The organism is Kitasatospora sp. NPDC048540 (genome assembly GCF_040651175.1).
Taxonomy (GTDB): domain Bacteria; phylum Actinomycetota; class Actinomycetes; order Streptomycetales; family Streptomycetaceae; genus Kitasatospora.
Genome location: NZ_JBEZIR010000044.1, coordinates 1 through 25,890, shown reverse-complemented (window position 1 = coordinate 25,890; position 25,890 = coordinate 1). Strand labels below are relative to the sequence as shown.

The window sequence follows — 25,890 nt, the reverse complement described above, 5'->3', positions numbered from 1 at the left end:
CTTGTGGGGTGACCGATCAGAGCACTGTCCCCGCGACCGACGACCTTCCCGAGCAGATGCGCGTCCGGCGCGAAAAGCTGGAGCGGCTCCGGGCGGCCGGCGTCGACCCGTACCCGGTCGGCTTCCCCCGCACCACCAGCATCGCGGACCTCCGCGCCAAGCACCCCGACCTGGAGCCGGACACCGCGACCGGCGAGCGGGCCGGCGTGACCGGCCGGGTGGTCCTGGCCCGCACCGGCGGCAAGCTCTGCTTCGCCACCCTGCGGGACGGCTCCGGCGACCTCCAGGTGATGTTCTCCCTGGACAAGCTGGGACCGGAGCGGCTGGCGGCCTGGAAGTCCGACATCGACCTGGGCGACCAGGTGGGCGTCGAGGGCGAGGTGATCACCTCCAAGCGCGGCGAGCTGTCCGTGATGGTCGACCGCTGGGAGCTCACCGCCAAGTGCCTGCGGCCGCTGCCGGACAAGCACAAGGGCCTGACCGACCCGGAGGCCCGGGTCCGCCAGCGGTACGTGGACCTGATCGTCAACCCCGAGGCGCGCGAGATCCTCCACCTGCGCAGCAAGGTGGTCCGCTCGATCCGCCGCACCTACGAGGAGCGCGGCTACATCGAGGTCGAGACCCCGATGCTGCAGCCGGTGCACGGCGGCGCCAACGCCCGCCCGTTCACCACCCACATCAACGCGTACGACATCGACCTCTTCCTGCGGATCGCCCCGGAGCTGTACCTCAAGCGGCTGGTGGTCGGCGGCGCCGAGAAGGTCTTCGAGATCAACCGCAACTTCCGCAACGAGGGCGCGGACTCCACCCACAACCCGGAGTTCACCTCGCTGGAGTCGTACGAGGCCTACGGCGACTACGACACCCAGGCCGAGCTGATCCGGGCGACCATCGTGAACGCCGCCCGCGACGCGCTCGGCACCACCGTGGTCCGGGGCATCGGCCCCGACGGCACCGAGCACGAGATCGACCTGGCCGAGCCGTGGACCGAGGTCAGCGTCTACCCCGGCATCTCGGCCCACCTGGGCACCGAGATCACCCCCGACACCTCCGTCGAGGAGCTGCGCAAGCTCGCCGACGAGGCCGGCGTGCCCTACGAGAAGGAGTGGGGCCACGGCCAGATCGTGCTGGAGATGATCGAGCGGCTGCTGGAGCACAACGCGATCAAGCCGACCTTCATCCGGGACTACCCCACCGAGGTCTCGCCGCTGACCCGCCAGCACCGCTCGATCCCGGGCGTGGCCGAGAAGTGGGACCTGGTGATCTTCGGTACCGAGATCGGCACCGCCTACTCCGAGCTGATCGACCCCGTCGAGCAGCGGGCCCGGCTGACCGCCCAGTCCCTGCTGGCGGCCGGCGGCGACGTCGAGGCGATGCAGGTGGACGAGGACTTCCTGCGCGCCCTGGAGTACGCGATGCCCCCCACCGGCGGCCTGGGCCTCGGTGTGGACCGCCTGATCATGCTGCTCACCGGCAAGAACATCCGCGAGACGGTGCTCTTCCCGCTGGTGAAGCCGGAGGCCAAGCAGGCGGCCGCGGCCGCCGAGGAGGAGTGACCTGATGGACTACGTCAGCGCGATCGTGCCGCCGCTCGTCATGGCGATCGGCTTCGGCTTCCTGGTGCGGGCGATCATCCGCAGCCAGGGCGGGGCCCAGCGGGCCAAGGAGGACGCCGCCGCCGACGCCCTCGCGGCCCGTTCCACCACGGGCGAATAGCAGCCGCGACCGGCGCGCCGTCACCCCAGCGGGTGGCGGCGCGCCGGTGTCGTTTCCGCCGGGCCCGATTCTGTCCGAAACACCCCTATCCTGGCCGGACTATGGTGCGGCAACTCGGAGAACTCGAGAACGACATCATGACCAGGGTGTGGCAGTGGAACCGCCCGGTCACGGTTCGCGAGGTTCTGCTGGATCTGCAGTCGGAACGCGAAATCGCGTACACGACGGTGATGACCGTGCTCGACAAGCTGTACCGAAAGGGCTGGCTGCGGCGGGAGCAGGCGGGCCGGGCGTATCGATATGAGCCGGTCTCGTCCCGCGAGGCATACACCGCCGCGCTGATGAACGACGCGTGGGCGACCAGTGACAATCCGGCCGCGGCACTGGTGCACTTCTTCGGCCTGATGTCGCCCGAGCAGCGCGACGCCCTTCGGGACGCGCTGCGGGTGGCGGGGCCGTTCCCGGATACCGCGCCGGTCGATACGCCCTCGACCGATACCCCGGCGGCCGATACGCCGGTGGCCGATACGCCGGTGGCCGATACGCCGGTGGCCGATACCGGGCGCCCCGATACGCCGCCGGGCGATACCGGGGAGACCCCTTGGCCGCCCGCACGATAACGTCCCGCCATGGAGGTCACCATCCGCCGGGCGCGGACCACCGATGTGCGGGCCGTGCGAGGGCTCATCGACGCCTACTCGCGGGACGGGATTCTGCTGGACAAGCCCACAGTCACATTGTTCGAATCGGTGCAGGAGTTCTGGGTCGCCGAACGCGACGACACCGGCACGGTGGTCGCCTGCGGCGCCCTGCACGTGATGTGGGAGGACCTGGCCGAGGTGCGCACCCTGGCGGTCGACCCGGCCTGCAAGGGCCACGGCCTCGGCCACCTGGTGCTCGACAAGCTGCTGCAGACCGCGCGCTGGCTGGGAGTCCGTCGGATTTTCTGCTTGACGTTCGAGGTCGACTTCTTCGCGAAACACGGTTTCGTCGAGATCGGTGAAACCGACGATCGTACGTCAGACCCGGCCGCCGTCGCCACGGAAGTCTATGAAGAACTCCTGCGCTCGTACGATGAAGGTGTCGCGGAGTTCCTGGACCTGGAGCGGGTGAAGCCGAACACCCTGGGCAACTCCCGCATGCTGCTGCGACTCTACTGAGTCCGGGCGCGCGCCGAGTGCCTTGTCGCGCATGTCGCACACCCCCGGGGACGCCCGGGGGTTTGTGTTTTCCGGGAAAAGGCGGTTTCCTTTCTCCAGGCAATGAGTTGTTGACACGGAAAGGGAAGCCCGTGGCACAGAGGGTTCAAGTCATTCTGGAAGACGATCTCGACGGCGGCTCGGCGGACGAGACGGTCACGTTCGCGCTGGACGGCGTTGCCTACGAGATCGACCTGAAGAGCGACAACGCGGAGAAGCTGCGCGGCCTGCTGGCCCCGTACGTCGAGAAGGGCCGCAAGCAGAGCGGGCGGCTCAGCGCCCCCCGTCGCAGCAGCGGCCGGGCGGCCGGCCGGTCCTCCGCGGGACAGCCGGACACCGCGAAGATCCGGAACTGGGCGAAGGAGAACGGCTACCAGGTCAACGACCGCGGCCGGGTGCCCAGCAACGTGCGCGAGGACTACGAGAAGGCGCACGCCTCCTGACCCCACCGGGGTCCTCCGGGGCGTCGGCGCCGGGACCGGCAGGTCACGGCCGCGGGCGGCCGCCGGGCAGTCGCACAGCCGCCGCAGACCGGGTGGGCCCAGGTTCAGGGCCGGGCCGCCCGTTCCCGGCCGCGGCCGGGCCGCAGCGCGGCCCGGCGCCGCCGGGCGCCCGCACGGCGGCGGCCGGAGTTCCGCCCGGCCACGGACCGCCGGGGCGCAGGCCCCAGCGTCCGCCGTCCGGACCGGGACGGGCCACGAGCGGCGGGACGGTCCCGGGCTGTGCAACGCTGTAAGGGCGAAGCGGTCACGCGGACGGCACCTGATCGGGTGGCCGGCCCAGTCGGCGCCGGTCGTCCGGCCGCCGCGACGGACCCCACCCGGGTCGAGCGCGGCTCGCGGGGCGGCCGAGCCGCCGTCAGCTCGGCGGCGGGCCGGACGGATCGGCCGCCGGACTTCTCGCCAGGCGAACACCGCCACCCGGGAAACTGCGCGAAACTCGCCGGAATACCGGGTATGAATGCAGGCGGGAGGGGTCGAACGGCCCCGACCGCTGGCAGGATGCGAGACCGGCCGCCCCGCCCTCGGCAGCGCTTGTTCGCCGATGGCGTAGCGGTATCGGGTGCATCGGGCCCACCTGTGGGAACACCGTCTCCCAGCATCAGGTTGGGACTGGTGTCGGCTGGTCGCGCTGCATGATTCCCCACGCGAGTGGGGTTGACTCTTCTCGTCCGGCGACGGGCGGGAGAGGCCCATGGCCGCGCCGCTGAGCGGGACTAGCATGCGGAAGGACAGGGCGGGGACGGACCCCGAACTGACCGACCGCTCTGAGGAGCGATTAACGATGTTCGAGAGGTTCACCGACCGCGCGCGGCGGGTTGTCGTCCTGGCTCAGGAAGAAGCCCGGATGCTCAACCACAACTACATCGGCACCGAGCACATTCTCCTGGGCCTGATCCACGAGGGCGAGGGTGTCGCCGCCAAGGCGCTGGAGAGCCTCGGGATCTCGCTCGAGGCGGTCCGCCAGCAGGTCGAGGAGATCATCGGGCAGGGCCAGCAGGCACCGTCCGGTCACATTCCCTTCACCCCCCGGGCGAAGAAGGTCCTGGAGCTGTCGCTCCGCGAGGCCCTCCAGCTCGGCCACAACTACATCGGCACCGAGCACATCCTGCTCGGCCTGATCCGCGAGGGCGAGGGCGTCGCCGCCCAGGTCCTGGTGAAGCTGGGCGCCGACCTCAACCGGGTGCGCCAGCAGGTCATCCAGCTGCTCTCGGGCTACCAGGGCAGCAAGGAGTCGGCCCCGGCCGGCGGCCCCGCCGAGGGCACCCCCTCCACCTCGCTGGTCCTGGACCAGTTCGGGCGCAACCTCACCCAGGCCGCCCGCGAGGCCAAGCTCGACCCGGTGATCGGGCGCGAGAAGGAGATCGAGCGGGTCATGCAGGTGCTGTCCCGCCGCACCAAGAACAACCCCGTGCTGATCGGTGAGCCCGGCGTCGGCAAGACCGCCGTGGTCGAGGGCCTGGCCCAGGCGATCGTCAAGGGCGAGGTCCCGGAGACGCTCAAGGACAAGCAGCTGTACACGCTGGACCTGGGCGCCCTGGTGGCCGGTTCGCGGTACCGCGGTGACTTCGAGGAGCGCCTGAAGAAGGTGCTCAAGGAGATCCGCACCCGCGGCGACATCATCCTGTTCATCGACGAGCTGCACACCCTGGTCGGCGCGGGCGCCGCCGAGGGCGCGATCGACGCCGCGTCGATCCTCAAGCCGATGCTGGCCCGCGGTGAGCTCCAGACCATCGGCGCCACCACGCTCGACGAGTACCGCAAGCACCTGGAGAAGGACGCCGCGCTGGAGCGCCGCTTCCAGCCGATCCAGGTCGCGGAGCCGTCGCTGCCGCACACCATCGAGATCCTCAAGGGCCTGCGGGACCGCTACGAGGCGCACCACCGGGTGTCCATCACGGACGCCGCGCTGGTCGCCGCCGCGACCCTGGCCGACCGGTACATCTCGGACCGCTTCCTGCCGGACAAGGCGATCGACCTGATCGACGAGGCCGGCTCCCGGATGCGCATCCGCCGGATGACCGCGCCGCCGGACCTCCGCGAGTTCGACGAGAAGATCGCCGACGTGCGCCGCGAGAAGGAGAGCGCGATCGACGCGCAGGACTTCGAGAAGGCCGCGTCCCTGCGCGACAACGAGAAGCAGCTCCTGCAGGCCAAGGCCAAGCGGGAGAAGGAGTGGAAGGCCGGCGACATGGACGTCGTCGCCGAGGTGGACGAGGAGCTGATCGCCGAGGTGCTGGCGACGGCCACCGGCATCCCGGTCTTCAAGCTCACCGAGGAGGAGTCCTCCCGGCTGCTGCGCATGGAGGACGAGCTGCACAAGCGCGTCATCGGCCAGAAGGACGCCATCAAGGCGCTCTCGCAGGCCATCCGGCGCACCCGTGCGGGCCTCAAGGACCCGAAGCGCCCCGGTGGCTCGTTCATCTTCGCCGGCCCGTCCGGTGTCGGTAAGACCGAGCTGTCCAAGACGCTGGCGGAGTTCCTGTTCGGCGACGAGGACGCGCTGATCGCGCTCGACATGTCCGAGTTCTCCGAGAAGCACACGGTCTCCCGGCTGTTCGGCTCCCCGCCCGGTTACGTGGGCTACGAGGAGGGCGGCCAGCTGACCGAGAAGGTCCGCCGCAAGCCGTTCTCGGTGGTGCTGTTCGACGAGGTCGAGAAGGCCCACCCGGACATCTTCAACTCGCTGCTGCAGATCCTGGAGGACGGTCGCCTGACCGACTCCCAGGGCCGGGTGGTCGACTTCAAGAACACGGTCATCATCATGACCACCAACCTCGGCACCCGGGACATCTCCAAGGGCTTCAACCTCGGCTTCGCGGCCACGGGTGACGCCCAGACCGGGTACGAGCGGATGAAGGCCAAGGTCAGCGAGGAGCTCAAGCAGCACTTCCGGCCCGAGTTCCTGAACCGTGTCGACGACATCGTGGTCTTCCACCAGCTGTCCGAGGAAGACATCATCCAGATCGTCGACCTGATGATCGACAAGGTGGACGGCCGGCTGAAGGACCGCGACATGGGCCTGGAGCTCAGCGTCGAGGCCAAGAAGCTGCTCGCCAAGCGCGGCTACGACCCGCTGCTCGGTGCCCGTCCGCTGCGCCGGACCATCCAGCGCGAGATCGAGGACCACCTCTCCGAGAAGATCCTCTTCGGTGAGCTGCGGGCCGGTCAGATCGTGGTGGTCGGTACGGAGGGTGAGGGCAAGGAGGCCAAGTTCACCTTCCGCGGCGAGGAGAAGTCGGCGGTGGCCGACACCCCGGCCGCGGTGAGCACCGCGGGTCCGGATCTCACCAAGTAGTAACCGCAGCCGAATAGCGCCGCGGCCCCGACCGAGTGTCGGGGCCGCGGCGTTTTCAGTTGCAAAACTGTTTACGGATCCAATTGCTGTGAAAATCCAGACTTTTCACCCTTGGAGCACGATCCCGGCGGTCCTACGGATACGAACGGGGCCCTGACGGCGGTGCTTAGCAACCGATTTGACTGACTATCAGCTGATCCGGGCGGCCTGGAGGATAGCGGCGTGGCCATGCCATGGTCAAGGTCTTTCTTTTTTACTAGCTCTTGGATCAAATGTCGTCCACCTGTCTTTCATTGGTTCACCGGCTGGCCAAGAGCTGTGCCGGTAAGGGGAGGACGTCACCACGTTGAAGATATCCAGGAAGGCCGCCGCGGCCGCCGCTGCCGTCGCGGCCGTCGCCGCGCTCGGTGCGGGGATGCTCCCGGGAACGGCCGTCGCCGCCCCGAACGCTGTCCCCCGTGACCCGGCCGACGCAGCCCTGAGCACCAAGCTCGACGACTCGCTTCCCGGCCCGCTCTCCGGGAAGGTCGAGGCCGAGCAGAAGGCGGCCGTCGACCAGCTGGTCAACGGCACCGCCACCATCGAGTCGCACGGCGGTGGCACCAGCATCAAGCTGGGCCGTGACAAGTACGTGGAGCTCGGTCGCGAGCGCACGGACAAGATTTTCACCATCCTCGTCGACTTCAGCGACCAGGTGGACAACACCACCAAGCTGCCCGACGGCACCGTCAAGTACGGCGGCACCCCCGGCCCGGCGCACAACCAGATCGCCGCGCCGGACCGGGCGACCAACAACTCGACCGCCTGGCAGGCCGATTACAACCAGCAGCACTACCAGGACCTGTACTTCTCGAAGACCGGCGACTCGCTGAAGACCTTCTACGAGCGTCAGTCCTCGGGCCGGTACTCGGTCGACGGCCAGGTCACCGACTGGGTCAAGGTGCCGTGGAACGAGGCCCGTTACGGCTCGGACTACTGCGGCCAGCACGTCTGCAACAACGCGCAGGACCTGATCCGCGACGGCATCAACGCCTGGGTCGCCGACCAGAAGGCCAAGGGCCAGACGGACGCGCAGATCAAGGCCACGATCGCCGGCTACGACCAGTGGGACCGGTACGACTACGACCACGACGGCAACTTCAACGAGCCCGACGGTTACATCGACCACTTCCAGATCGTGCACGCCGGTGAGGACCAGTCGGCCGGCGGCGGCGTCCAGGGCACCAACGCCCTGTGGGCCCACCGCTCGTACGTCTACGGCGCGCTGTCCGGCCAGGCCGGTCCGGACGCCAACAAGCTCGGCGGCACCCCGGTCGGCAACTCCGGCATCTGGGTCGGCGACTACACCATGCAGCCGGAGAACGGCGGCCTCGGTGTCTTCGCGCACGAGTACGGCCACGACCTCGGTCTGCCGGACCTCTACGACACCTCCGGCTCCGGCAACGACAACTCGGTCGGCTTCTGGTCGCTGATGTCGTCCGGTTCCTGGCTCGGCACCGGCAAGAACGAGATCGGCGACAAGCCCGCCGACCTCGACGTCTGGAGCAAGCTGCAGCTCGGCTGGCTGAAGTTCGACAAGGCCCAGGCCGGCAAGGACTCGCTGCACTGGCTCGGCCCGGTGGAGTACAACACGAAGCGGCCGCAGGCCATCGTGATGGACCTGCCGAAGAAGACCGTCACCACCGAGATCAACACCCCCTTCGCGGGCGGCAACGAGTGGTGGAGCGGTAGCGCGGACGACCTGAACGTCTCGCTGACCCGCACCATCGACCTCACCGGCAAGACCTCGGCCAGCCTGTCGGCCAAGGCCTGGTACGAGCTCGAGACCGACTACGACTACGCCTACGGCGAGGTCTCCACCGACGGCGGCAAGAACTGGACCGCCGTCGCCGGTACCTTCAACGGCGCGGCGCTGCCGGTCGACGGTGCGAACCACCCGGCGATCAACGGCACCACCAACAACACCTGGGGCGACCTGGTCTTCCCGCTCGACGCCTACGCGGGCAAGAGCATCCAGTTCCGCTTCCACAACGTCACCGACGGCGGTGTCCACCTCAAGGGCCTCGCGATCGACGACGTGAAGGTCACCGCCGACAACGCGGCCGTCTTCACCGACGGTGCCGAGAACGGCGACAACGGCTGGACCGCGGCCGGCTTCTCCCGCATCACGGGCAAGTTCTCCAAGGACTACGCCCAGCACTACCTGGTGGAGAACCGTCAGTACGTCTCGTACGACACCATGCTGAAGACCGGCCCGTACGTCTTCGGTTCGGCCGCCAAGCCGAACATGGTCGAGCACTACGCCAACCAGAACGGTGTTCTGATCTGGCTGTGGGACGAGTCGCAGTCCGACAACAACGTCACCAACCACCCGGGCCAGGGTCTGATCCTCCCGATCGACTCCCACCCGGCCCCGCTGAAGTGGGCCGACGGCACCTACATGCGTCCGCGCCTGCAGGGCTACGACTCCACCTTCGGCTTCGAGCGCACCGACGGCCTGAAGCTCGACAAGGCCGACGTGCTCACGAAGATCCCGTCGTCGAAGGCCGTCAGCTCCTTCAACGACCACACCACCAAGTACTACGACCCTGCTACGCCGTTCAGCAGCGTCCAGGTTCCGGACACCCACACCCGCATCGACGTGCTGTGGCAGAGCTGGAACAACCTGGAGACCATCATCCGGGTCCACCCGGTGAAGTGACCTCAGGTCAGCTGATGCAGTGAACAGCTGCGGCCCCGGCGGGTTCCCCCGCCGGGGCCGCGGCGCGTTCCGGGGGAACGGCGGGGCTTCGCCAACGCGCCCTACACCTGGGCGAGCTCCAGGAAGAGGGCGACCGCCTCGGTGATCTCCCTGGGCGTCCAGTCCAGCGCGGCCTCGGAGGCCGTGATCTCGGTCATCGAGAAACCCGGCAGCACCCCCGGCTCGTCCCAGCCGCCGAACAGGCCGACGCCCTGCAGCTCGGCGAGCCGGATGTTGGCCCGGTTCAGGGCGTGCGCCGGGTACGGGAGCCAGAACTGGAACTGGTGGGTGTGCGGCGGGTCCGGGTTGACCCGGCCCCCGGGCGTCGCCGCCAGCGCCGCGGCCACCTCCTTGGCGTTGGCCACGTAGGCGCCCAGCCGTGGCAGTTCGGTGTCCAGCCCGGACAGCGCGGTGAGCACCGCCGGCCACTGCTGGAACAGCCGGCCCCCGTACCGGTGCCGCCAGACCCGTACGCCCCGCGCGAACTCCTCGTCGCCCGCCACCAGCGCGCCGCTGGTCGCTCCGAGCGTCTTGTAGCAGGAGACGTAGACCGAGTTGGCGAGCCCGGCGATCTCCGGCAGCGTCCGGCCGAAGTGCGGCCCCGTCTCCCAGAGCCGGGCGCCGTCCAGGTGGACGTACGCGCCCAGCTCCCGGGCCGCCTCGACCAGCGCGGTCAGCTCCGGCCAGGTGGGCAGCACGAAGCCGGCGTCCCGCAGCGGCAGTTCGAGCATCAACGTGGTGAAGGGCTCGCCGAGCGCCCGCAGCTCCGCCGGGGTGGGCAGCCGCGGTGCCCGGGTCGGCCAGACCGTCCGCAGCCCGCTCAGCACCGAGTACGCGCGCTGCTCGTGCACCTCCGGGTGGGCCAGCGGGTGCATGGCGACCGTCCGGCCCTCGCCGTCCGCCCAGTACTGCAGGGCCGCCTGCTGGGCCATCGTGCCGGTCGGGAAGTAGACCGCGTCCGCCAGTCCGAGCAGGCCCGCCACCCGCCCCTCCAGGGCCCGCACGATGCCGCTGCCGTAGAAGTCCACGGCCTCGTCCAGGTCGTACAGCTCCGCCGCGCCCGCCGCGCCTTCCCCGCCCTCCCCGCCCTTGGACAGCGCGGCCAGTGCGGCCAGCCGCTCCCGGATGGTCCGCGGCCGGGCCCCGGACAGGATCCGGTCGCAGCCGCGCAGGGCCGCGAACCTGCGGGCGGGGTCGGTGGGCGGGGGAACGTCACCGGGCGGGCGGGCAGCTGCGCTCATGCCCCGATCATCGCCGATCCGCCGCCGCCCGGGCCGCTGTGACGCAGCCTCCCTCGCCGGCAACGGCCGGGAGCGGGCGAGATCGGCCGTGAGCAGCCCGGGAGCGGGCGAGATCGGCTGAGATTCTCTAATTTGGGGTGGTTTGGCGGGGCCCCGCCGGTGGTACTGGTCACAGCCTGTCACCTCGGTACGAGGGCGGATAGTAGACCGTGCGGAGTGCGACCGGCCGGTGACCGCGGCTTCCCGCCGCACCGGCCGGGGAACGATCGGGCCCCGGGCGCAGCGGCCGCGCCGAAGATCGTCGCCCGCCCGGAGGGCCGCCGGAGAGCCGGCGGAGGGCCCCGCTCACTAGCGGCCGTAGTACGTCACACCGTTTGGGGCTGCTCAGGGTGACGGTTACACCTGAGTGGTCCCCACCGGTACGCCGGGCCGACCCGGCCCTGCCGCGTGCTGCTCCCCCGACCGCGAGGTACGTCACCGATGCTTTCTCTCCCCCGCACCGGCCGCAAGCTGCTCACCGCCGTCGGGTCCGCCGCGGCCCAGCGCGGTATCCCCGCCATCCAGTCCCTGAACGGCATCAAGGGCCTCAACGGCCTCAAGGGCCTGAACGGGCTGAACGGCGGCGCGGTGCTCGACCGGATGCAGGACCGCCGCGCGAGCGTGGCGTGGGGCGGCGCCGCCGTACTGGCGGTCAGCGCGATGCTGATCCCGGCGGGCTCCGCGCACGCCATGACCGTGCACCCGACCACCCCGGGCAGCTCCGCGTTCACCGCGGCCGCCGCACCGGCCGACCCGGCCGCGGTCGTGCAGATCTCCGCCCCGGCCGCCTACAAGGTGCCGAAGTCGGCCTCCTCCCAGGCCGCCGTGGCGGTGGCGAGCAACCTCGACGCCACCCCGGCTCCGGAGGCCGCCCCGGCCGCCCCCGCTGCCGAGGCACCGGCTGCCGAGGCGCCGGCTGCAGCTCCCGCCCCGGAGGCCGCCCCGGCGCCTGCCCCGGCCCCGGCGCCCGCTCCGGCACCGGCTCCCGCTCCGGCTCCGGCTCCGGCTCCGGCTCCGGCTCCGGCTCCCGAGTGGTCCGTCCCGGTGGCGAGCGGGGCGCACAGCAACCCGTTCGGCAAGATCAACCACTCCTACGCGGCCGGGTACCACACCGGCGAGGACTACGCCGTCAAGGTCGGCACCCCGCTGCTGGCGGTCGGCAACGCCACCGTCGTCTCGGCCAAGCTCGACGGCGCGTACGGCAACGAGATCGTGCTGAAGCTGGCGGACGGCAAGTTCGCCCAGTACGCCCACATGTCCAAGCTCGGCGTGCACGCCGGCCAGAAGGTGTCCGCGGGCCAGCAGATCGGCCTGTCCGGCAACACCGGCAACTCGACCGGCCCGCACCTGCACTTCGAGATCCGCACCGCCAACAAGTACGGCGCCGTGATCGACCCGGTCCAGTACCTGCGCTCGCACGGTGCCGTCGGGGCCTGAGGCCCGTAGCGGGCGGGGGCCAGGGGTGGTCGGGGAGCGGCGGTCAGTGGCCGGCGGTCAGTGGTCAGCCCTGAACCGAAGTCGGCTCGACCGGCCGGGCCGGCCCGGCCGGCTCGATCCGACCGGAGATCTCCAGGGCGACCTCCAGGGCCGCCGCCATGGCCTCCTCCAGCGTCCCGGCGCGGGGGTGGCCCGAGCCGCCCGGACCGCACTGCTCGCCGTCGTCCTGCTTGAGCAGGAACAGCGTCGAGTTGATCGAGAACAGCGCCATGGTGGCGCGCAGCCGGTCGTGGAAGGTCGCGTCCGGGCCGTGCACCAGCCGGATCATCGCGACCATCCGCTCCTTGAACTCCAGCCCGGCCTCCGACTCCCGGAGGGCGGGCTGGTTCTCGTGGAAGAACCGCAGCAGCGGCGCCCGCTCGACCATCCCGGCGGCGAACCGGCGCACCAGCTCGTCCCGCAGCTCCGGCGACCACGGCTTGCCCTCGCCGAAGGCGATGGCCTCGTCGATCGGCGCCGCCATGCTCCGGACGATGCCGCGGACGATGTCGTCCTTGGTCTTGAAGTGGTAGTACAGCGCAGCCTTGGTGACGCCGAGGCGGTCCGCGATCTCCCGCAGCGAGGTCTTCTCGTACCCCTGTGCCGCGAAGAGCTCCAACGCCACGTCGAGGATCCGCGCACGGGTGTCGCTGCGGGGGCTCTGGGTCGTGCTCATGACTGGCGGCCTGCCTCGTGACGGCGGTGGTGGGCGGCTCGCTCCGGTGTTCGGGCGGCCTCGTGGTGCATTCTCCCTGCCCACGGGGTCCGCGCCGAAACTGGCTTGACGCCCGGCTGGGGAACAACTTACCGTGCGAGCCGACGATTCACTAGCCGGTCGTCAAGTAAGTGAGCCGCGGGAGACGCGGCCCAGCCACGTTTCCGGGAGTCACACCATGTCACAACAGCAGGTCGAGGCCGCGGCGGACCAACCGCCGGCCGCGGGGGCGACCGAGCCCGAGCCGAAGTCGGCACGCGAGATCCGCGTGGTGATGATCGGCCTGGTGATCGCCATGCTGCTGGCGATGCTCGACAACCTGATCATCGGTACGGCGATGCCGACCATCGTCGGCGAGCTCGGCGGCTCGGAGCACCTCGCCTGGGTGGTCACCGCGTACACCCTGGCGACCGCCGTCTCCACCCCGATCTGGGGCAAGCTCGGCGACCTCTACGGCCGCAAGGGCACCTTCCTCACGTCGATCGTGATCTTCCTGGTCGGCTCGGCGCTGTGCGGCGTGTCCGACTCGATGACCCAGCTGATCGCCTTCCGCGCCCTCCAGGGCCTCGGCGCCGGCGGTCTGATGGTCGGCGTGATGTCGATCATGGGTGCGCTGGTCCCGCCGCGTGACCGCGGCAAGTACCAGGGCATGTTCGCCGCCGTCATGGCGCTCGCCACCGTCGGCGGCCCGCTGATCGGCGGATTCCTCACCGACCACCTGAGCTGGCGCTGGACGTTCTACGTCAACCTGCCGCTCGGCGCGGTGGCGCTGGCTTTCATCGTGCTCACCCTGCACCTGCCGAAGATGCGCTCCAAGGCGAAGATCGACTACCTCGGTGCGCTGCTGCTCACCGCGGGCATCACCTCGATGGTCCTGATCACCACCTGGGGCGGCCAGCAGTACGACTGGGGCTCGAAGCAGATCCTGGGCCTCGCCGCGCTCGGCGCCGCCTCGCTGATCGGCTTCTGCTACGTCGAGCAGCGCGCCGAGGAGCCGGTGATCCCGCTCGCCCTGTTCAAGATCCGCAACTTCACGATGGTCTCGATCATCGGCTTCATCGTCGGCTTCGCGATGTTCGGCGCGGTCGCCTACCTGCCGCTGTACCAGCAGATCGTGCAGGGCGCCTCGGCGACCAACTCCGGCCTGCTGCTGATGCCGATGATGTTCGGCATGCTCGCCGTCTCGCTGGTGGTCGGCCAGGCCGTCTCCAAGACCGGCAAGTACCGGATCTACCCGATCATCGGAACGGCCGTGATGGCGGGTGGCTCGCTGCTGCTCTCCACCCTCGGCACCGACACCGGCCGGTTCGCCTCCTCCTGCTACATGGTGGTGCTCGGCGCCGGCATGGGCTTCCTGATGCAGATCACCATGCTGGTCGCCCAGAACAGCGTGGAGCTCAAGGACATGGGCGTCGCGAGCTCCTCCGCGACCCTGTTCCGCACCATCGGCGGCTCCTTCGGTGTGGCCCTGTTCGGCGCCCTGTTCAACAACCGGGTCAAGGACACCCTGACCGAGGCGGCCGCCAAGGCCGCCCAGTCCGGCCAGGGTGGCCAGGGCGCGGGTGGCGGCACTGCCGCCGCGGACAGCGGCCAGCAGGCGCTCGACCCGACCAGCCTGAAGACGGCCACCGCCGCCGTCCAGGACCTGGCGCACCACGCCGTCTCCAACGGCATGCACACCGTGTTCCTTTGGGGCGCCGTGGTCAGCCTGATCGCGGTCGCCGCGGCGATCTTCCTGCGGGAGATCCCGCTGCGCGGCGCCGCGCAGAAGCCCGAGCCGCAGCTCGAGGCAGTCTGACGACTGCTGGCGCCGGTACCCCGCGCACCGTGGCGCGCGGACACCTGAGTACCGCGCCGGGTGCCGCAGTACGACGAAGCGAAGGGCCCGTCCGGATCTCCGGGCGGGCCCTTCGGGCGTTGGGCGGGACGTGCGGGTGATGGGAAGTGACCGGGTGAGCGGGGCCGGGACCGGGGCCGAGGCCGGGGTCGGGCAGGTGGGAGTCGGGCCCGGCCGGAATCGGAAGGGGTCAGACCGGCAGCCGGTAGACGCCGGGGGCCACCGGCTCCACCAGCCCGTCCGCGACCAGCCCGTCCAAGGCCCGGGCCCGCTGCACCGGTTCGGGCCAGACCGCGTCCAGCCGCGCCTGCGGCACCTCGCCGTGCGCCTCGCGGAGCACGGCCAGCAGCTTGCCGCGCACCTGCCGGTCGGTGCCCTCGTAGGTCTGCCCGCGCCGGGCCGGGCCCTCGTACGGCGGGCGGCCGGCCCGCTGCCACGCGCACTGCCTCAGCAACGGGCACTCGGTGCACTCCGGGCTGCGGGCGGTGCAGACCAGCGCGCCGAGTTCCATCACCGCGACGGCCCAGGTGGCGGCGGTCTCGGCGGTGTGCGGCAGCAGTTCGGTGGCGGTCCGGCGTTCGGCCGCCGTGGTCGCCTGCGCCGGGTACTCGACCCCGGTGACCGCACGGGCGAACACCCGGCGGACGTTGGTGTCCAGCACCGCGTGCCGCTGCCGGAAGGCGAAGGAGGCCACCGCGGCAGCCGTGTACTCACCGACGCCGGGCAGGGCCAGCAGCGCGGAGTGGTCCTGCGGCACCCGGCCGCCGTGCTGTTCGGTGATCGCCACCGCGGCGGCGTGCAGGCGCAGCGCCCGGCGCGGGTAGCCGAGGCGCCCCCACATCCGGACGGCCTCGCCGGGTGCGTCCGCGGCCAGGTCGGCAGGGGTGGGCCAGCGTTCCATCCAGGCGGCGTAGGCGGGGAGCACCCGCTTGACCGGAGTCTGCTGGAGCATGAACTCGCTGACCATGACGGCCCACGGTGAGGCGTCCGGGGTCCGCCAGGGCAGGTCGCGGGCGTTGGCCTCGTACCAGTCGATGACGGTGGTGTGGAGCAGCGGGGCCGGGGTGACGGCAGTGATGGCAACCATGGCCCTTCGATCCTCCCACGGCCGGGCGGGGCACCGGACCGGACGGTGCGCGCTCGGGCGCTCGGGCGCTCGGGCGCTCGGGCACTGGGGGCCTGGGGGCCTGGGGGCCTGGGGGCCTGGGGGCCTGGGGCACCGACGCACGAGCGCGTCCGGGGTCAGAGGCCGAGGTCGTCCAGTTCCTTGAGCAGGGCGGCGCGGGGGCTGGGGGCGCCCTGGGCGGGTGCGTCGGCGCGGGTGGCGGGCGTCGTCGTACCGGTGGCGGTGGCCGTGGCCGTGGCCGTGGCCGTCGGGGCTGCCTGTGATGCCGGTGGCGCCGCGGCCGCGCGGCGGCCGCGGTCACGTTCACGGTCGCGGAAGATCCACGCGCCGGCCAACCCGCCGAGCAGGCCGCCGAGATGTCCCAGCCAGCTGACACCGGGGGTGCCGGGCACCGCGTTGAGGAGGAGGTACGCGAAGGAGGCGCCCATCACGAGGCCGATCAGACTGTCGATCAGGTTGCGGTCGAACACCCCGCGCAGCACGACGTATCCGAAGTAGCCGTACACCAGCCCGCTGGCGCCGACGGTGTAGACGTGATCGCGCTCGAAGAACCAGATCATCGCACCGCCGGTCAGCACGATCAGCACGGTCAGGCCGAGGAACTTCTTCACTCCCCGGTACGCGGCGAGGAAGCCGAAGACGAAGAGCGGGCCGGAGTTGGCCTCGATGTGCTGCCAGTTGAGGTGGAGGAACTGCGCAGTGAAGATGTCGGGCAGCCGGTCGGTCTCGCGCGGGACGATCGCGTAGTCGCGTGCGAGCTGGTTGTCGTCGGCCCAGTTGGCCAGCTGGAGCAGCCAGATGAGAGCCAGGAACGCGAACATCACGAAGAACGCCCGGCGCGCTTCGGCGATCATGCGGGCCGGATCGAGTGCGGGGCGTGGGTCCGTGGCCATGAGGCCGACTATAGGACCAGCACCCGGGCGTCGTCCGCCCCCTTTCGGCAGCGGGTTCCGCCCCTTGCGGGCCGCCCCGCCGGTTCCCCTGGACCTTCGCGGCCCGGCCCGCCCGATGCTCGTCCGCGCCGCACACCAGGGCCGTCCCGGGAGTTCGCGCAGGACCTCGTACCGCCCGGGCGCAGCCGGCGTTGCCGCCGGATCCGTTCCCCCGACCGGAGCAAATGGCGGATCATGTGAAGGAAGTGACCCCGGTGCAGTGTTGATGCGTCAACGGGTGCACACAGTCTCGTAGAGTTTGCCCGTGCCCTCTCTGCGTCAACCCGTGGGACCGCTGCCGGCGTCGATCTACTGGCGGCGGCGACTTGTCGTCTTCGCCGCACTGATCGGTGTCCTCGCACTGATCTTCTGGCTGACGTCAGGCTCGGACGGCGGCAAGCAGCCCGCCCACAACGCACACCCGGCGCCCGCCCAGTCGATCACGCCCGGTGCGTCACCGACCGGTTCCGCCAACACCGGCCGCCCCGGCGGCAGCGGCGGTTCGGGGACCGGCGGCGCCGGTGGCACGGGCTCCGGCAGCGTCTCCGGCGGCAGCGGCGGCGACGTGAGCCTGACCGGGGGCACCGGCAGCGGGGACTCCACCGGTACGGGCGGCGCCAGCGGTGCGGGCACCACTGGCACGGGTACGGGAGCCGGTTCGAGCGGCAGCGCAGGTGGCACGGGCGGCACGGGTGCCGGCACCGGCGGCGGTACGGGTAGTGCCGGCGGCACCGGCGGACCGCAGGTGAACACCGCCGAGGTACTCGCCCTGCCGGTCTGCACCGCATCGCAGATCACCCTGGAACTGGCCAGCGCGCAGCCCTCGTACCAGCCGAAGGACAAGCCCCGGGTCACCCTGACCGTCCGCAACACCTCCGGCCCGAACTGCCGTGTCGACCTCGGCCGAGCCGCCTCGACCATCACCGTCACGGCCAGCAGCGGCGAGCGGTTCTGGTCGTCCGGCGACTGCCCGACCGACCGTCAGAGCACCTGGGTGCAGGTGTCCTCGGGCAGCGGCCTGACCGAGACCTTCAGCTGGGACCGCAGCCGCAGCAAGCCGCAGTGCGCCTCCACCGACGGCGGCGCGGCCACCCCGGACACCTACCGGGTCCAGGCCGACCTGACCGGCCCGGCCGGGGGCCCCTTGGTGGCCCGCACCTCGATCCGCCTGGACGCCGCCTGACGGTCGGTTCCGCGCCCGCCCTAGGGGCTTGGGCGGGGCAGGCCGGGGCCGGGCAGGCCGGGGCGGGGCAGGGTGCGGGGTCACTGACAGCCGTCGGCCGCCCGGGGCCCCCGCCGTTCAGATGGTGAGGACGAGCTTGCCGCGGACCCGGCCGCCCGCACTGATCCGGTGCGCGTCGGCCGCCCGGTCGAGCGGCAGCACCTGCTGGACCTCCACCCGGACCACCCCGGCCGTGATCAGCTCGCCGATGCGGGACAGTGCCGCGCCGTCCGGGGACACCACCACCCGGCGGGCGTCGATGCCGGGCCTGCGGTGGGCCTCGTCGAGCGGCTCGGGCAGCGTGATCAGCGTGCCGCCGGCCCGCAACAGCCCCCAGGACTCCCGCTGGACCCGCCCGCCCACGGCGTCGATCACCAGGTCGACCGGGTCGACGGTCGCGAGGTCGCCGCGGGTGTGGTCGATCGCCTCGTCCACGCCCAGATCGCGCAGGAATCCGAGGTTGCGGCCGGAGGCCGTGGCCAACACCCGGGCCCCGCGCGCCTTGGCCAGCTGAACGGCGAAGTGGCCGACCCCGCCGGCACCGCCCTGGACCAGGACCCGCTCACCGCCCTTCACCCCCGCCGCGTCCAGCGCCTGCCAGGCGGTCAGCGCGGCCAGCGGCACGGCCGCCGCCTGCTCAAAGGTCAGCGCCGCGGGCTTCGGGGCGACCGCGGCCGCCGGGACGGTGGTGAACTCCTGGTAGGCCGCGCCGTACGGGAGCGGCAGCATGCCGTACACCTCGTCGCCGACCGCCGGGCCCTCCGGCGCCGCGGAGCCGACCACCACGCCCGCCACGTCCCAGCCGAGGCCCAGCGGGAACGGTCGGCCGGTGCCCACCCAGCCCTCGCGGGCCTTCCAGTCCACCGGGTTGACCCCGGCGGCACGGACCTGCACCAGCACCTCACCCGGCGCCGGACGAGGCACCGGCAACTCGACCGACTCCAACACGCTCTCGTCGCCGAACCGGGAGAACACCACTGCGCGCATCGCCAACACTCCTGAACCTCAAAGCACTTCGAACCCCGCCCCGGCCAGGGGCGGCCGGACGGCGGTGAAGGCCGCCGACCGTCGAACCGCCGGCGAGCCGGGGAGCCGGACCGCCGGACCGCCGACTGCGGCAACGCTCGAACGACGCCGACGGTCCACGCCGGGCCCTGCACCGGGAACCACCCTCGCCCTCCTCCCCACGGCCGGCCATTCCCCTGCCAGTACCACCCACCCGGGGCGCGTGGGTGGTACTGGCAGGGACAGTCCGAGGCCTGCCATCCGAGGCCCGGCCTGCGCATACTTGACCGACATGGAAAGCACCCACGAGCTCGGCCCGTTCCTGCGCTCCCGGCGGGCCCGGCTGACACCGGAGGACGTCGGCCTGCCCGAGTACGGGCCGCGCCGTGTACCGGGGTTGCGCCGGGAAGAGGTGGCCGCCCTCGCCGGGGTCAGCGCCGTCTACTACATGCGCCTGGAACAGGGCCGGGCGGCCAACCCGTCCGAGGCCGTACTGGACGCCCTGGCCCGGGTCCTGCGGCTGGACCGCACCGAGCGGACCCACCTCCACGACCTCGCCCGGCCCCCGGCCCGCCCGGCCGGCCAACCCCGTCCGGGCACCGGGCCGTACGGCGTCGCACCGCGGGTCCGGCCCGGCCTGCTCAGGCTGCTCGACGCGGTGGGGGCCGTCCCGGCGTACGTGATGGGCCCGGACATGGAGGTACTGGCCGCCAACCGGCTCGCCATCGCGATCATCCTGAACGCGGCCGAGCCGGCCGAGCCCGCCGAGCCGGCCGGTCCAACTCGTCCGGCTGCCCTGCCCGGTGGGCGACTCAACCTGGCCCGACACATCCTGCTCGAGCCGGTGGCCCGCGAGCTGTACCCGGAGTGGGAACAGGTGGCCCGGCAGACCGTCGGCTACCTGCGCTTCTCGGCCGGCCGGTTCGGGGACCTCCCGCGCTTCGCCGCCCTGATCGCCGAACTCGAGGCCGAATGCGAGGAGTTCCCCGCACTGTGGGCCGAACGCCAGGTCCGGGACAAGACGTACGGCACCAAGCGCTTCAGGCACCGCCTGGTCGGCGAGTTCGAACTGCACTACGAGACCGTTGCCCTGCCCGGTGACGAGGGCCAGGCCCTGGTCGTCCTCGCCGCCGACGCCGGCACCCCGGACGACACCGCCCTTCGGCTACTGGGCAGTTGGAGCGCAGCCACCCCGACCCGGAGCGCGGATTCCGGCGCCGGTACGGCCTGACAGACATCCGGCCGATCCGGCCGTAGAACCGGTCCGGACGGTGCGTCACGTCATGGAAGAGCAACGGTTTTCTGACGCGGCACCGGCTCAAGGCCTTGGCGCCCCGTTCCCGGGCCGGGCAGCCCGGTTCCCCATCAGGCCGGCCACCGCGCCCCGCGCAGGGCGCGGCTGCAGGTGGGTGCCACCAGCGCCGCGGCCAGCAGAGCGGCGAACAGGCACAGCGTGGTGCCGGGCGCGAGGTGGTCGAGCAGCACACCGGCGCCGAGGGTCCCGGCCGGGATGCCGAGCATGAAGGCGGTCATGGTGGCCGCGATCACCCGGCCGCGCAGTTCGTCGGGGACCTGCTGGAAGATCAACACGTCGACCATCACCCGCAGCGACGGCACCCCGAGCATCATCACGGCGAGTGTCCCGAACACCGCCACCGGCCCGCCCAGCACGGCAGGGACGAGGAACAGCGGCACGGACACCCAGGCAACCGAGAGCAGCAACCGTCCCGGCCCCATCAGCGAGTGCAGCCGCCGCACCAGCAGCGCACCGAGCAGGCCGCCCACCGCCTCACCGGCGATCGCGAACCCGATCCCGCTGCTCGACGTCCCCCCGTCGCGCAGCAGCACCATCACCGGCAGCACCATCGCGGACCCGGCCAGGTTGAGCAGGAACGGCACCAGCAGGGTCATCCGCAGCTGCTGGTCGGCGAGCAGGTGACGCAGGCCGTCCAGTGCCCCACCGGACCAGGCGGTCCCGGCGGCGCCGGGCTTCGGGCGGCTGTCGAAGCGGACGCTCCACGCCGCGGTCAGCGCGAGCAGCGAGGCCACCACGGTCCCGAGGAACGGGACCGACCGGCCGAGTCCGAGCAGGAAGCCGGCCAGCGGCGGCCCGAGCAGGCTCGCCCCACCGACCCTCAACTCGTCCTGTGCGAGCGCCTGCCGCAACTGCTCCGGCGGCACCACCGCCCTGAGCACCAGCATCCGGACCGGGCCGGAGTACGCCATGGTGGCCCCCAGCACCGCACCGACCAGCAGGGTGTGCACCACCGTCAGGTGATGCAGGTGGAGCGCGACCGGGATGCTCAGCGCCGCGAGCAGCCGCGCCGAGTCGGCCACCAGCAGGATCCGGCGGCGGTCGTAGCGGTCGGCGACCGCGCCGCCGTGGATGCCGAGCAACAGCGAGGCGGTGAACTGGACGGCCCCGAAGGCCCCGGCCGTCGACGCGGACCCGGTCATCGCCAGCAGGAGGAGCGGGTACGCGGTGTCCGCGATGCAGGTACCGAGCATCGCGGAGGCCGCACCACCCCAGAGCACCTGGAAGCGCCAGTTGCGGCGCAGCGGTACGAGCGCGCCGGACGTCGGCTCGGGGTTGGGCTCCGACTCCGACTCGGGCTCGGTCTCCGTCCCGGTCGCGGGCGGTGGCGATGTCGACGACGGCGTTGCTGCGGCGGACGTCGTGAGGGTGGACGTCGTGGGGGCGGATGGTTGGTCGGCGGGGGCGTGCGCGGGGTCGGCGGGCGCCCCCGAGCGGCCTGCAGCGGACGCGGATGATGCGGATGCGGGGCGGGAGTGGCCCGGTGGGGACTGTTGCGATCCCTCCGGCCGCTCAACCGGCCGCACCGGAGGAGCGATGTGCGGCCCGCCCGCACCCCTCGGCCCGGTCGGCGTTGCCCCGTGCGCCTGATCCGACTTCATGGCCCCCGCCTTTCACCCAAACGTAGATGCTCACGCAAGCGTGGATGCTCACCAATCTGCAACCATTCACGCTTGCGTGAATGGTTGCAGATGCGAGAATGATTGCGCAAGCGTTGACGTTCTGGGAAGGTGACAACGTGTCTGATCAGGTGAAAGAGCGCGAGGTCAAGGACGTCCAGACCCTGAAGGCTCTGGCGGACCCGGTCCGGTTGGCCATCCTGAACGCCCTCTACAAGCGCGACCCCGGGGCGCTCTCCGTCAAGGAGATCGCCACGGAGCTAGGCGACACCCCGACCAAGCTGTACCGGCACATCAAGCAGCTGGAGCAGGCCGACCTGATCATGGTCGCCGAGACCCGGCTCGTCTCCGGCATCGTCGAGAGCCGGTACCGGACCGCCCAGCGCTCACTCCGCCTGTCACCCGAGGTCTTCGCCTCCGGCAGCTCGGAACGTCCGGAGGCGCTCGCCGCACTCCTCGCCGCGATGGACATGATCCGGTCCGACTTCCAGAACAAGTACCTCAGCCAGGAACTGGAGCCGATCTTCGCCCCGGACGGGACGCCCCGGTACTCGAAGTTCAGCCACTTCGGCATGCGGATCCGCCCCGAGCGGCTGGTCCGACTGCGCAACCAGCTCGGCGGGATCCTGGACGAACTGGCGCAGGAGGGTGACTGCACGGACGAGGACGCCGTCGACGTCACCCTGTTCACCCTGCTCTACGCCGCCCGCCCGCTCGGGAGCAGCACCCCGACCAGCCGGACCACCTGAGCGCCCCCGCGCCCCCACTCACAGCCACCGGCCCACGAACCCACCGGCCGGCTGCCCCGCAGCCCCGGCAGCGCTCCGACCATCCGGCCCGCAGCCCATCCGGCCCGCAGCCCGTCCGGCGCTCCGACCATCCGGCCCGCCGGATCAGACGTAGCGCTCGAGGATGGACGATTCTGCGAGCCGGGACAGCCCCTCGCGTACGGAGCGCGCCCGGGTCTCGCCGACACCCTCCACCGTCTGCAGGTCGTCGATGCTGGCCGCGAGCAGCTTCTGCAGCCCGCCGAAGTGCTCGACCAGCCGCTCGATGACCGTGTTGGGCAGCCGGGGCACCTTGGCCAGCAGGCGGTACCCGCGCGGCGAGACGGCCGAGTCCAGCGACTCCGGCGTGCCGGTGTACCCGAGCGCCTTGGCCACGGTCTGCAGGTCGAGGAGCTCGGCGTGGGTGAGCGCCTCCAGGTCGGCCAGCACCTCGGTGACGGTGCGGCCCTTCTTGGCGGCGCGCTCGGGGAAGTAGTCCCGGGCGACCAGTTCGCGCTCCGGCTCCACGCCCGCGATCAGCTCGTCCAGCTGGAGCGAGAGCAGGCGGCCGTCGGTGCCGAGCTCCAGCACGTAGCCGGCGATCTCGGCCGCGATCAGGCGGACCATCTCCAGTCGCTGGACCACCGCGGAGACGTCCCGCACGGTCACCAGGTCCTCGATCTCCAGCGCGGAGAGCGTGCCGGCCACCTCGTCGAGGCGCAGCTTGTAGCGCTCCAGCGTGGCCAGCGCCTGGTTGGCGCGGGACAGGACGGTGGTGGAGTCCTCCAGCACGCGGCGGCTGCCGTTGACGTACATCGCGATCAGCCGCATCGAGTGCGAGACGGCGACCACCGGGTAGCCGGTCTGGCGGTTGACGCGTTCGGCGGTGCGGTGGCGGGTGCCGGTCTCGTCGGTGGGGATGTTGGCGTCCGGCATCAGGTGGACCCCGGCCCGGACGATCTTGGTGCTGTCCTTGTCGAGGATCACCGCGCCGTCGAGCTTGCACAGCTCGCGCAGGCGGGTGGCGGTGAACTCGACGTCGAGCACGAACCCGCCGGTGCTCAGGGCTTCGACGCTCTTGTCGAAGCCGAGCACCACCAGTCCGCCGGTGTTGGCGCGCAGGACCCGCTCCAGGCCGTCCCGCAGCGCCGTGCCCGGCGCGATCGCGCTGAGGGAGGCCCGCAGCAGGGTCTCCTCGCGGGAGGACTTGTCCGCCCGGTCGCTGCCTGCCACGTGACTCCTCCGGCCGCCCCGGACCGTGTGGCACGGCGCCCGACGGTCTGTCGCTTGGTCTTCGCTCGGTCTTCGCTGGTCTGTCTGCACGGCTCGCCGTACCGCGCGCTCTCGGGCCCGCCGTACCGCTCGTCACCGCTCGTCGATTCCGGAAATAGGCGCAGTACTGCACTTATTGCCAATTAGACAGGGCAAAGTCTAACTGCGTGCGGCATTAACGGGGCATGAGTCAGCGCAGTTCGTCGGAGTCGACCGGCTCCCAGCCCTCCATCAGCTCCTCCGGATAGGCCGGAACGACCGCCGCCACCCCGGCCGCGGCCCCCGCCGGACGGCCCGTCCGGGCGGCCCCGGCAGCCGTGCGGGAGCCTCCGGCGGCGGTCCGCGCGGCCCCGGTGGCCGTCGCGCCGACGGGCGCCTTGGCGTCCTCGGTACGCGGCTTGGCCGGTCCCCGGCGGCGGCCCGGGATGGCACGCAGGGCCTCGCCGATGTCCGCGACCTCGACCACCGTCATCCCCGGCGGCACCTTGCCCGGGTCCGGCGGGACGAGCGCGTGGGTGAAGCCGAGCCGGTGAGCCTCCGCCAGCCGCCGCTGCACCCCGGTGACCCGGCGGACCTCACCGGCCAGGCCGACCTCGCCGATCGCGACCAGGTTGCTCGGCAGCGGGGTGTCGGACGAGGAGCTGGCGACCGCGAGCGCGATGGCCAGGTCGGCGGAGGGCTCGCTGAGCTTCACCCCGCCGACCGTCGCCGTGTAGATGTCCTGCTTGCCGAGCTTGACGCCGCCGTGCCGCTCGACGACGGCGAGGATCATCGCGATCCGGGGCGACTCCAGTCCGGAGGTGGTCCGCCTGGGCGAGGGGATCTGGGAGTCCACCATCAGGGCCTGCACCTCGGCGACCAGCGGGCGCCGGCCCTCCAGGGTGACGGTCAGGCAGGTGCCGGGCACCGGCTTGTCACGCCTGGTCAGGAACAGGCCGGACGGGTCGGCCAGCCCCTCGATCCCCTCGTCGTGCAGCTCGAAGCAGCCGACCTCGTCGGTGGCGCCGTAGCGGTTCTTGACGCCGCGGATGATGCGCAGCCGGGCGTGCCGGTCGCCCTCGAAGCTGAGCACCACGTCGACCAGGTGCTCCAGCAGGCGGGGGCCGGCGATCTGGCCGTCCTTGGTGACGTGGCCGACCAGCAGCGTCGCCATGCCGCGCTCCTTGGACGCCCGGATCAGCGCGCCCGCCACCTCGCGGACCTGGGCCGGGCCGCCGGGGGCACCGTCGAGTTCGGCGGAGGCGATGGTCTGCACCGAGTCGAGGATCAGCAGCCCGGGGTTGACGGCTTCGATGTGCCCGAGCACCGCGCCCAGGTCGGACTCGGCGGCCAGGTAGAGGTGGTCGGAGAGCGCGTTGATCCGGTCGGCCCGGAGCCGGACCTGCCCGGCCGACTCCTCGCCGGTGACGTACAGGGTGCGGTGCCGGTCGCTGGCGGCCTTGGCGGCGACGTCCAGCAGGAGTGTCGACTTGCCGACACCGGGCTCGCCCGCGAGCAGCACCACCGCGCCGGGGACGATGCCGCCGCCGAGCACCCGGTCCAGCTCGGGCACCCCGGTGGTCCTGGCGGTGGCGACCTGGCCGTCGATCTGCCCGATCGGCTTGGCGGGGGAGCTGACCGGTCCGGCGGCGGTGGTCCGGATCGGGACGGCGCCGTACTCCTCGACGGTGCCCCAGGCGTTGCACTCGGGGCACCGGCCGACCCATTTCGGGAGCTGGTTGCCGCACTCGGTGCAGCGGTACGCCGGGCGGGGCTTGGCGGTGGTCTTGGTGCGGGCAGCCATGCGGCCAACCGTAGCGGGTGGGTACGACAGTCCGGCCCGGACCGCGGGCCCGCCCTCCCGCGCCGCCCGCGGCCCCGGCGCCCGGCCC

At 71.6% G+C, this 25,890-nt stretch carries 19 protein-coding genes and 1 pseudogene; 12 read left to right on the top strand and 8 right to left on the bottom strand.

What is annotated here, in order from left to right:
• Positions 1-29: 29 nt before the first annotated feature.
• The 7 genes and pseudogenes from lysX to AB0D08_RS18980 form a co-directional block, all read left to right on the top strand.
• Positions 30-1,556: pseudogene (gene lysX / locus AB0D08_RS19010) on the top strand (bifunctional lysylphosphatidylglycerol synthetase/lysine--tRNA ligase LysX); the annotation flags it as partial.
• Positions 1,557-1,560: 4 nt separating this feature from the next.
• Entirely contained in the window at positions 1,561-1,716 is a 156-nt protein-coding gene (locus AB0D08_RS19005; protein ID WP_033821630.1) for a hypothetical protein, read from the top strand.
• 101 nt (positions 1,717-1,817) lie between these two features.
• The gene (locus AB0D08_RS19000; RefSeq protein WP_359890062.1) at positions 1,818-2,336 is read left to right on the top strand and encodes a BlaI/MecI/CopY family transcriptional regulator; all 519 of its coding nucleotides are present in this window, start codon (positions 1,818-1,820) and stop codon (positions 2,334-2,336) included.
• 9 nt (positions 2,337-2,345) lie between these two features.
• Positions 2,346-2,876, top strand: a complete 531-nt coding sequence (locus AB0D08_RS18995) for an amino-acid N-acetyltransferase (protein ID WP_033821628.1) — start codon at positions 2,346-2,348, stop codon at positions 2,874-2,876.
• A 131-nt stretch (positions 2,877-3,007) separates the two neighbouring features.
• Complete coding sequence (locus tag AB0D08_RS18990) at positions 3,008-3,358, top strand: Lsr2 family protein (protein WP_033821627.1); 351 nt, start codon at positions 3,008-3,010, stop codon at positions 3,356-3,358.
• 841 nt (positions 3,359-4,199) lie between these two features.
• A complete protein-coding gene (locus AB0D08_RS18985) occupies positions 4,200-6,713 on the top strand; it encodes an ATP-dependent Clp protease ATP-binding subunit (RefSeq protein ID WP_033819982.1) in 2,514 nt (837 codons plus the stop codon).
• Between the two features lie 346 nt (positions 6,714-7,059).
• A complete protein-coding gene (locus AB0D08_RS18980) occupies positions 7,060-9,414 on the top strand; it encodes an immune inhibitor A domain-containing protein (protein WP_033819983.1) in 2,355 nt (784 codons plus the stop codon).
• Between the two features lie 101 nt (positions 9,415-9,515).
• Here the strand turns inward: AB0D08_RS18980 and AB0D08_RS18975 are convergent, their stop codons facing one another.
• A complete protein-coding gene (locus AB0D08_RS18975; protein WP_359890058.1) occupies positions 9,516-10,694 on the bottom strand; it encodes a beta-eliminating lyase-related protein in 1,179 nt (392 codons plus the stop codon).
• A 480-nt stretch (positions 10,695-11,174) separates the two neighbouring features.
• Here AB0D08_RS18975 and AB0D08_RS18970 point away from each other — a divergent pair, with 480 nt between their 5' ends.
• Positions 11,175-12,170, top strand: a complete 996-nt coding sequence (locus AB0D08_RS18970; protein WP_359890055.1) for a M23 family metallopeptidase — start codon at positions 11,175-11,177, stop codon at positions 12,168-12,170.
• A 64-nt stretch (positions 12,171-12,234) separates the two neighbouring features.
• On the opposite strand, the gene AB0D08_RS18965 is transcribed toward AB0D08_RS18970, so the two are convergent.
• Positions 12,235-12,885 (bottom strand): helix-turn-helix domain-containing protein, encoded by a 651-nt coding sequence (locus tag AB0D08_RS18965; RefSeq protein WP_359890052.1) that lies wholly within the window; start codon positions 12,883-12,885, stop codon positions 12,235-12,237.
• Positions 12,886-13,102: 217 nt separating this feature from the next.
• Here AB0D08_RS18965 and AB0D08_RS18960 point away from each other — a divergent pair, with 217 nt between their 5' ends.
• Positions 13,103-14,722, top strand: a complete 1,620-nt coding sequence (locus AB0D08_RS18960) for an MDR family MFS transporter (protein ID WP_033819991.1) — start codon at positions 13,103-13,105, stop codon at positions 14,720-14,722.
• 229 nt (positions 14,723-14,951) lie between these two features.
• On the opposite strand, the gene AB0D08_RS18955 is transcribed toward AB0D08_RS18960, so the two are convergent.
• A complete protein-coding gene (locus AB0D08_RS18955; protein WP_033819990.1) occupies positions 14,952-15,848 on the bottom strand; it encodes an A/G-specific adenine glycosylase in 897 nt (298 codons plus the stop codon).
• A gap of 155 nt (positions 15,849-16,003) precedes the next feature.
• Positions 16,004-16,780, bottom strand: a complete 777-nt coding sequence (locus AB0D08_RS18950; RefSeq protein ID WP_359890048.1) for a rhomboid family intramembrane serine protease — start codon at positions 16,778-16,780, stop codon at positions 16,004-16,006.
• A 304-nt stretch (positions 16,781-17,084) separates the two neighbouring features.
• Between AB0D08_RS18950 and AB0D08_RS18945 the strand changes: the two genes are divergently transcribed.
• Positions 17,085-18,002, top strand: coding sequence for a hypothetical protein (locus tag AB0D08_RS18945; protein WP_033819988.1), 918 nt, complete (start codon positions 17,085-17,087; stop codon positions 18,000-18,002).
• A gap of 117 nt (positions 18,003-18,119) precedes the next feature.
• On the opposite strand, the gene AB0D08_RS18940 is transcribed toward AB0D08_RS18945, so the two are convergent.
• Positions 18,120-19,028: an NADP-dependent oxidoreductase gene (locus tag AB0D08_RS18940; protein WP_033819987.1), complete on the bottom strand. Its 909-nt coding sequence runs from the start codon at positions 19,026-19,028 to the stop codon at positions 18,120-18,122.
• 310 nt (positions 19,029-19,338) lie between these two features.
• Between AB0D08_RS18940 and AB0D08_RS18935 the strand changes: the two genes are divergently transcribed.
• Entirely contained in the window at positions 19,339-20,277 is a 939-nt protein-coding gene (locus tag AB0D08_RS18935) for a helix-turn-helix transcriptional regulator (RefSeq protein ID WP_033819986.1), read from the top strand.
• Positions 20,278-20,411: 134 nt separating this feature from the next.
• Here AB0D08_RS18935 and AB0D08_RS18930 read toward each other — a convergent pair whose 3' ends face one another.
• Positions 20,412-21,962, bottom strand: a complete 1,551-nt coding sequence (locus AB0D08_RS18930; protein WP_359890044.1) for an MFS transporter — start codon at positions 21,960-21,962, stop codon at positions 20,412-20,414.
• Between the two features lie 137 nt (positions 21,963-22,099).
• On the opposite strand from AB0D08_RS18930, the gene AB0D08_RS18925 reads away from it, so the two are divergent.
• Complete coding sequence (locus tag AB0D08_RS18925) at positions 22,100-22,729, top strand: helix-turn-helix domain-containing protein (protein ID WP_158515487.1); 630 nt, start codon at positions 22,100-22,102, stop codon at positions 22,727-22,729.
• A gap of 144 nt (positions 22,730-22,873) precedes the next feature.
• On the opposite strand, the gene disA is transcribed toward AB0D08_RS18925, so the two are convergent.
• Together disA and radA are read right to left on the bottom strand one after the other, a co-directional pair.
• Positions 22,874-23,932: a DNA integrity scanning diadenylate cyclase DisA gene (gene disA / locus AB0D08_RS18920; protein WP_033819993.1), complete on the bottom strand. Its 1,059-nt coding sequence runs from the start codon at positions 23,930-23,932 to the stop codon at positions 22,874-22,876.
• A 277-nt stretch (positions 23,933-24,209) separates the two neighbouring features.
• Positions 24,210-25,802, bottom strand: a complete 1,593-nt coding sequence (radA, locus tag AB0D08_RS18915) for a DNA repair protein RadA (protein WP_033819985.1) — start codon at positions 25,800-25,802, stop codon at positions 24,210-24,212.
• Between the last annotated feature and the right edge of the window lie 88 nt (positions 25,803-25,890).

Bases quoted from the DNA above. Each gene is read 5' to 3' on its own strand.
- AB0D08_RS18960 (WP_033819991.1), top strand. From the start codon at position 13,103: ATGTCACAACAGCAGGTCGAGGCCGCGGCGGACCAACCGCCGGCCGCG.
- AB0D08_RS18930 (WP_359890044.1), bottom strand. From the start codon at position 21,962: ATGAAGTCGGATCAGGCGCACGGGGCAACGCCGACCGGGCCGAGGGGT.
- AB0D08_RS18935 (WP_033819986.1), top strand. From the start codon at position 19,339: ATGGAAAGCACCCACGAGCTCGGCCCGTTCCTGCGCTCCCGGCGGGCC.
- AB0D08_RS18985 (WP_033819982.1), top strand. From the start codon at position 4,200: ATGTTCGAGAGGTTCACCGACCGCGCGCGGCGGGTTGTCGTCCTGGCT.
- AB0D08_RS18965 (WP_359890052.1), bottom strand. From the start codon at position 12,885: ATGAGCACGACCCAGAGCCCCCGCAGCGACACCCGTGCGCGGATCCTC.
- AB0D08_RS18940 (WP_033819987.1), bottom strand. From the start codon at position 19,028: ATGCGCGCAGTGGTGTTCTCCCGGTTCGGCGACGAGAGCGTGTTGGAG.
- AB0D08_RS19000 (WP_359890062.1), top strand. From the start codon at position 1,818: ATGGTGCGGCAACTCGGAGAACTCGAGAACGACATCATGACCAGGGTG.
- AB0D08_RS18955 (WP_033819990.1), bottom strand. From the start codon at position 15,848: ATGGTTGCCATCACTGCCGTCACCCCGGCCCCGCTGCTCCACACCACC.
- AB0D08_RS18995 (WP_033821628.1), top strand. From the start codon at position 2,346: ATGGAGGTCACCATCCGCCGGGCGCGGACCACCGATGTGCGGGCCGTG.
- AB0D08_RS18975 (WP_359890058.1), bottom strand. From the start codon at position 10,694: ATGAGCGCAGCTGCCCGCCCGCCCGGTGACGTTCCCCCGCCCACCGAC.
- AB0D08_RS18950 (WP_359890048.1), bottom strand. From the start codon at position 16,780: ATGGCCACGGACCCACGCCCCGCACTCGATCCGGCCCGCATGATCGCC.
- AB0D08_RS18970 (WP_359890055.1), top strand. From the start codon at position 11,175: ATGCTTTCTCTCCCCCGCACCGGCCGCAAGCTGCTCACCGCCGTCGGG.
- AB0D08_RS19005 (WP_033821630.1), top strand. From the start codon at position 1,561: ATGGACTACGTCAGCGCGATCGTGCCGCCGCTCGTCATGGCGATCGGC.
- radA (WP_033819985.1), bottom strand. From the start codon at position 25,802: ATGGCTGCCCGCACCAAGACCACCGCCAAGCCCCGCCCGGCGTACCGC.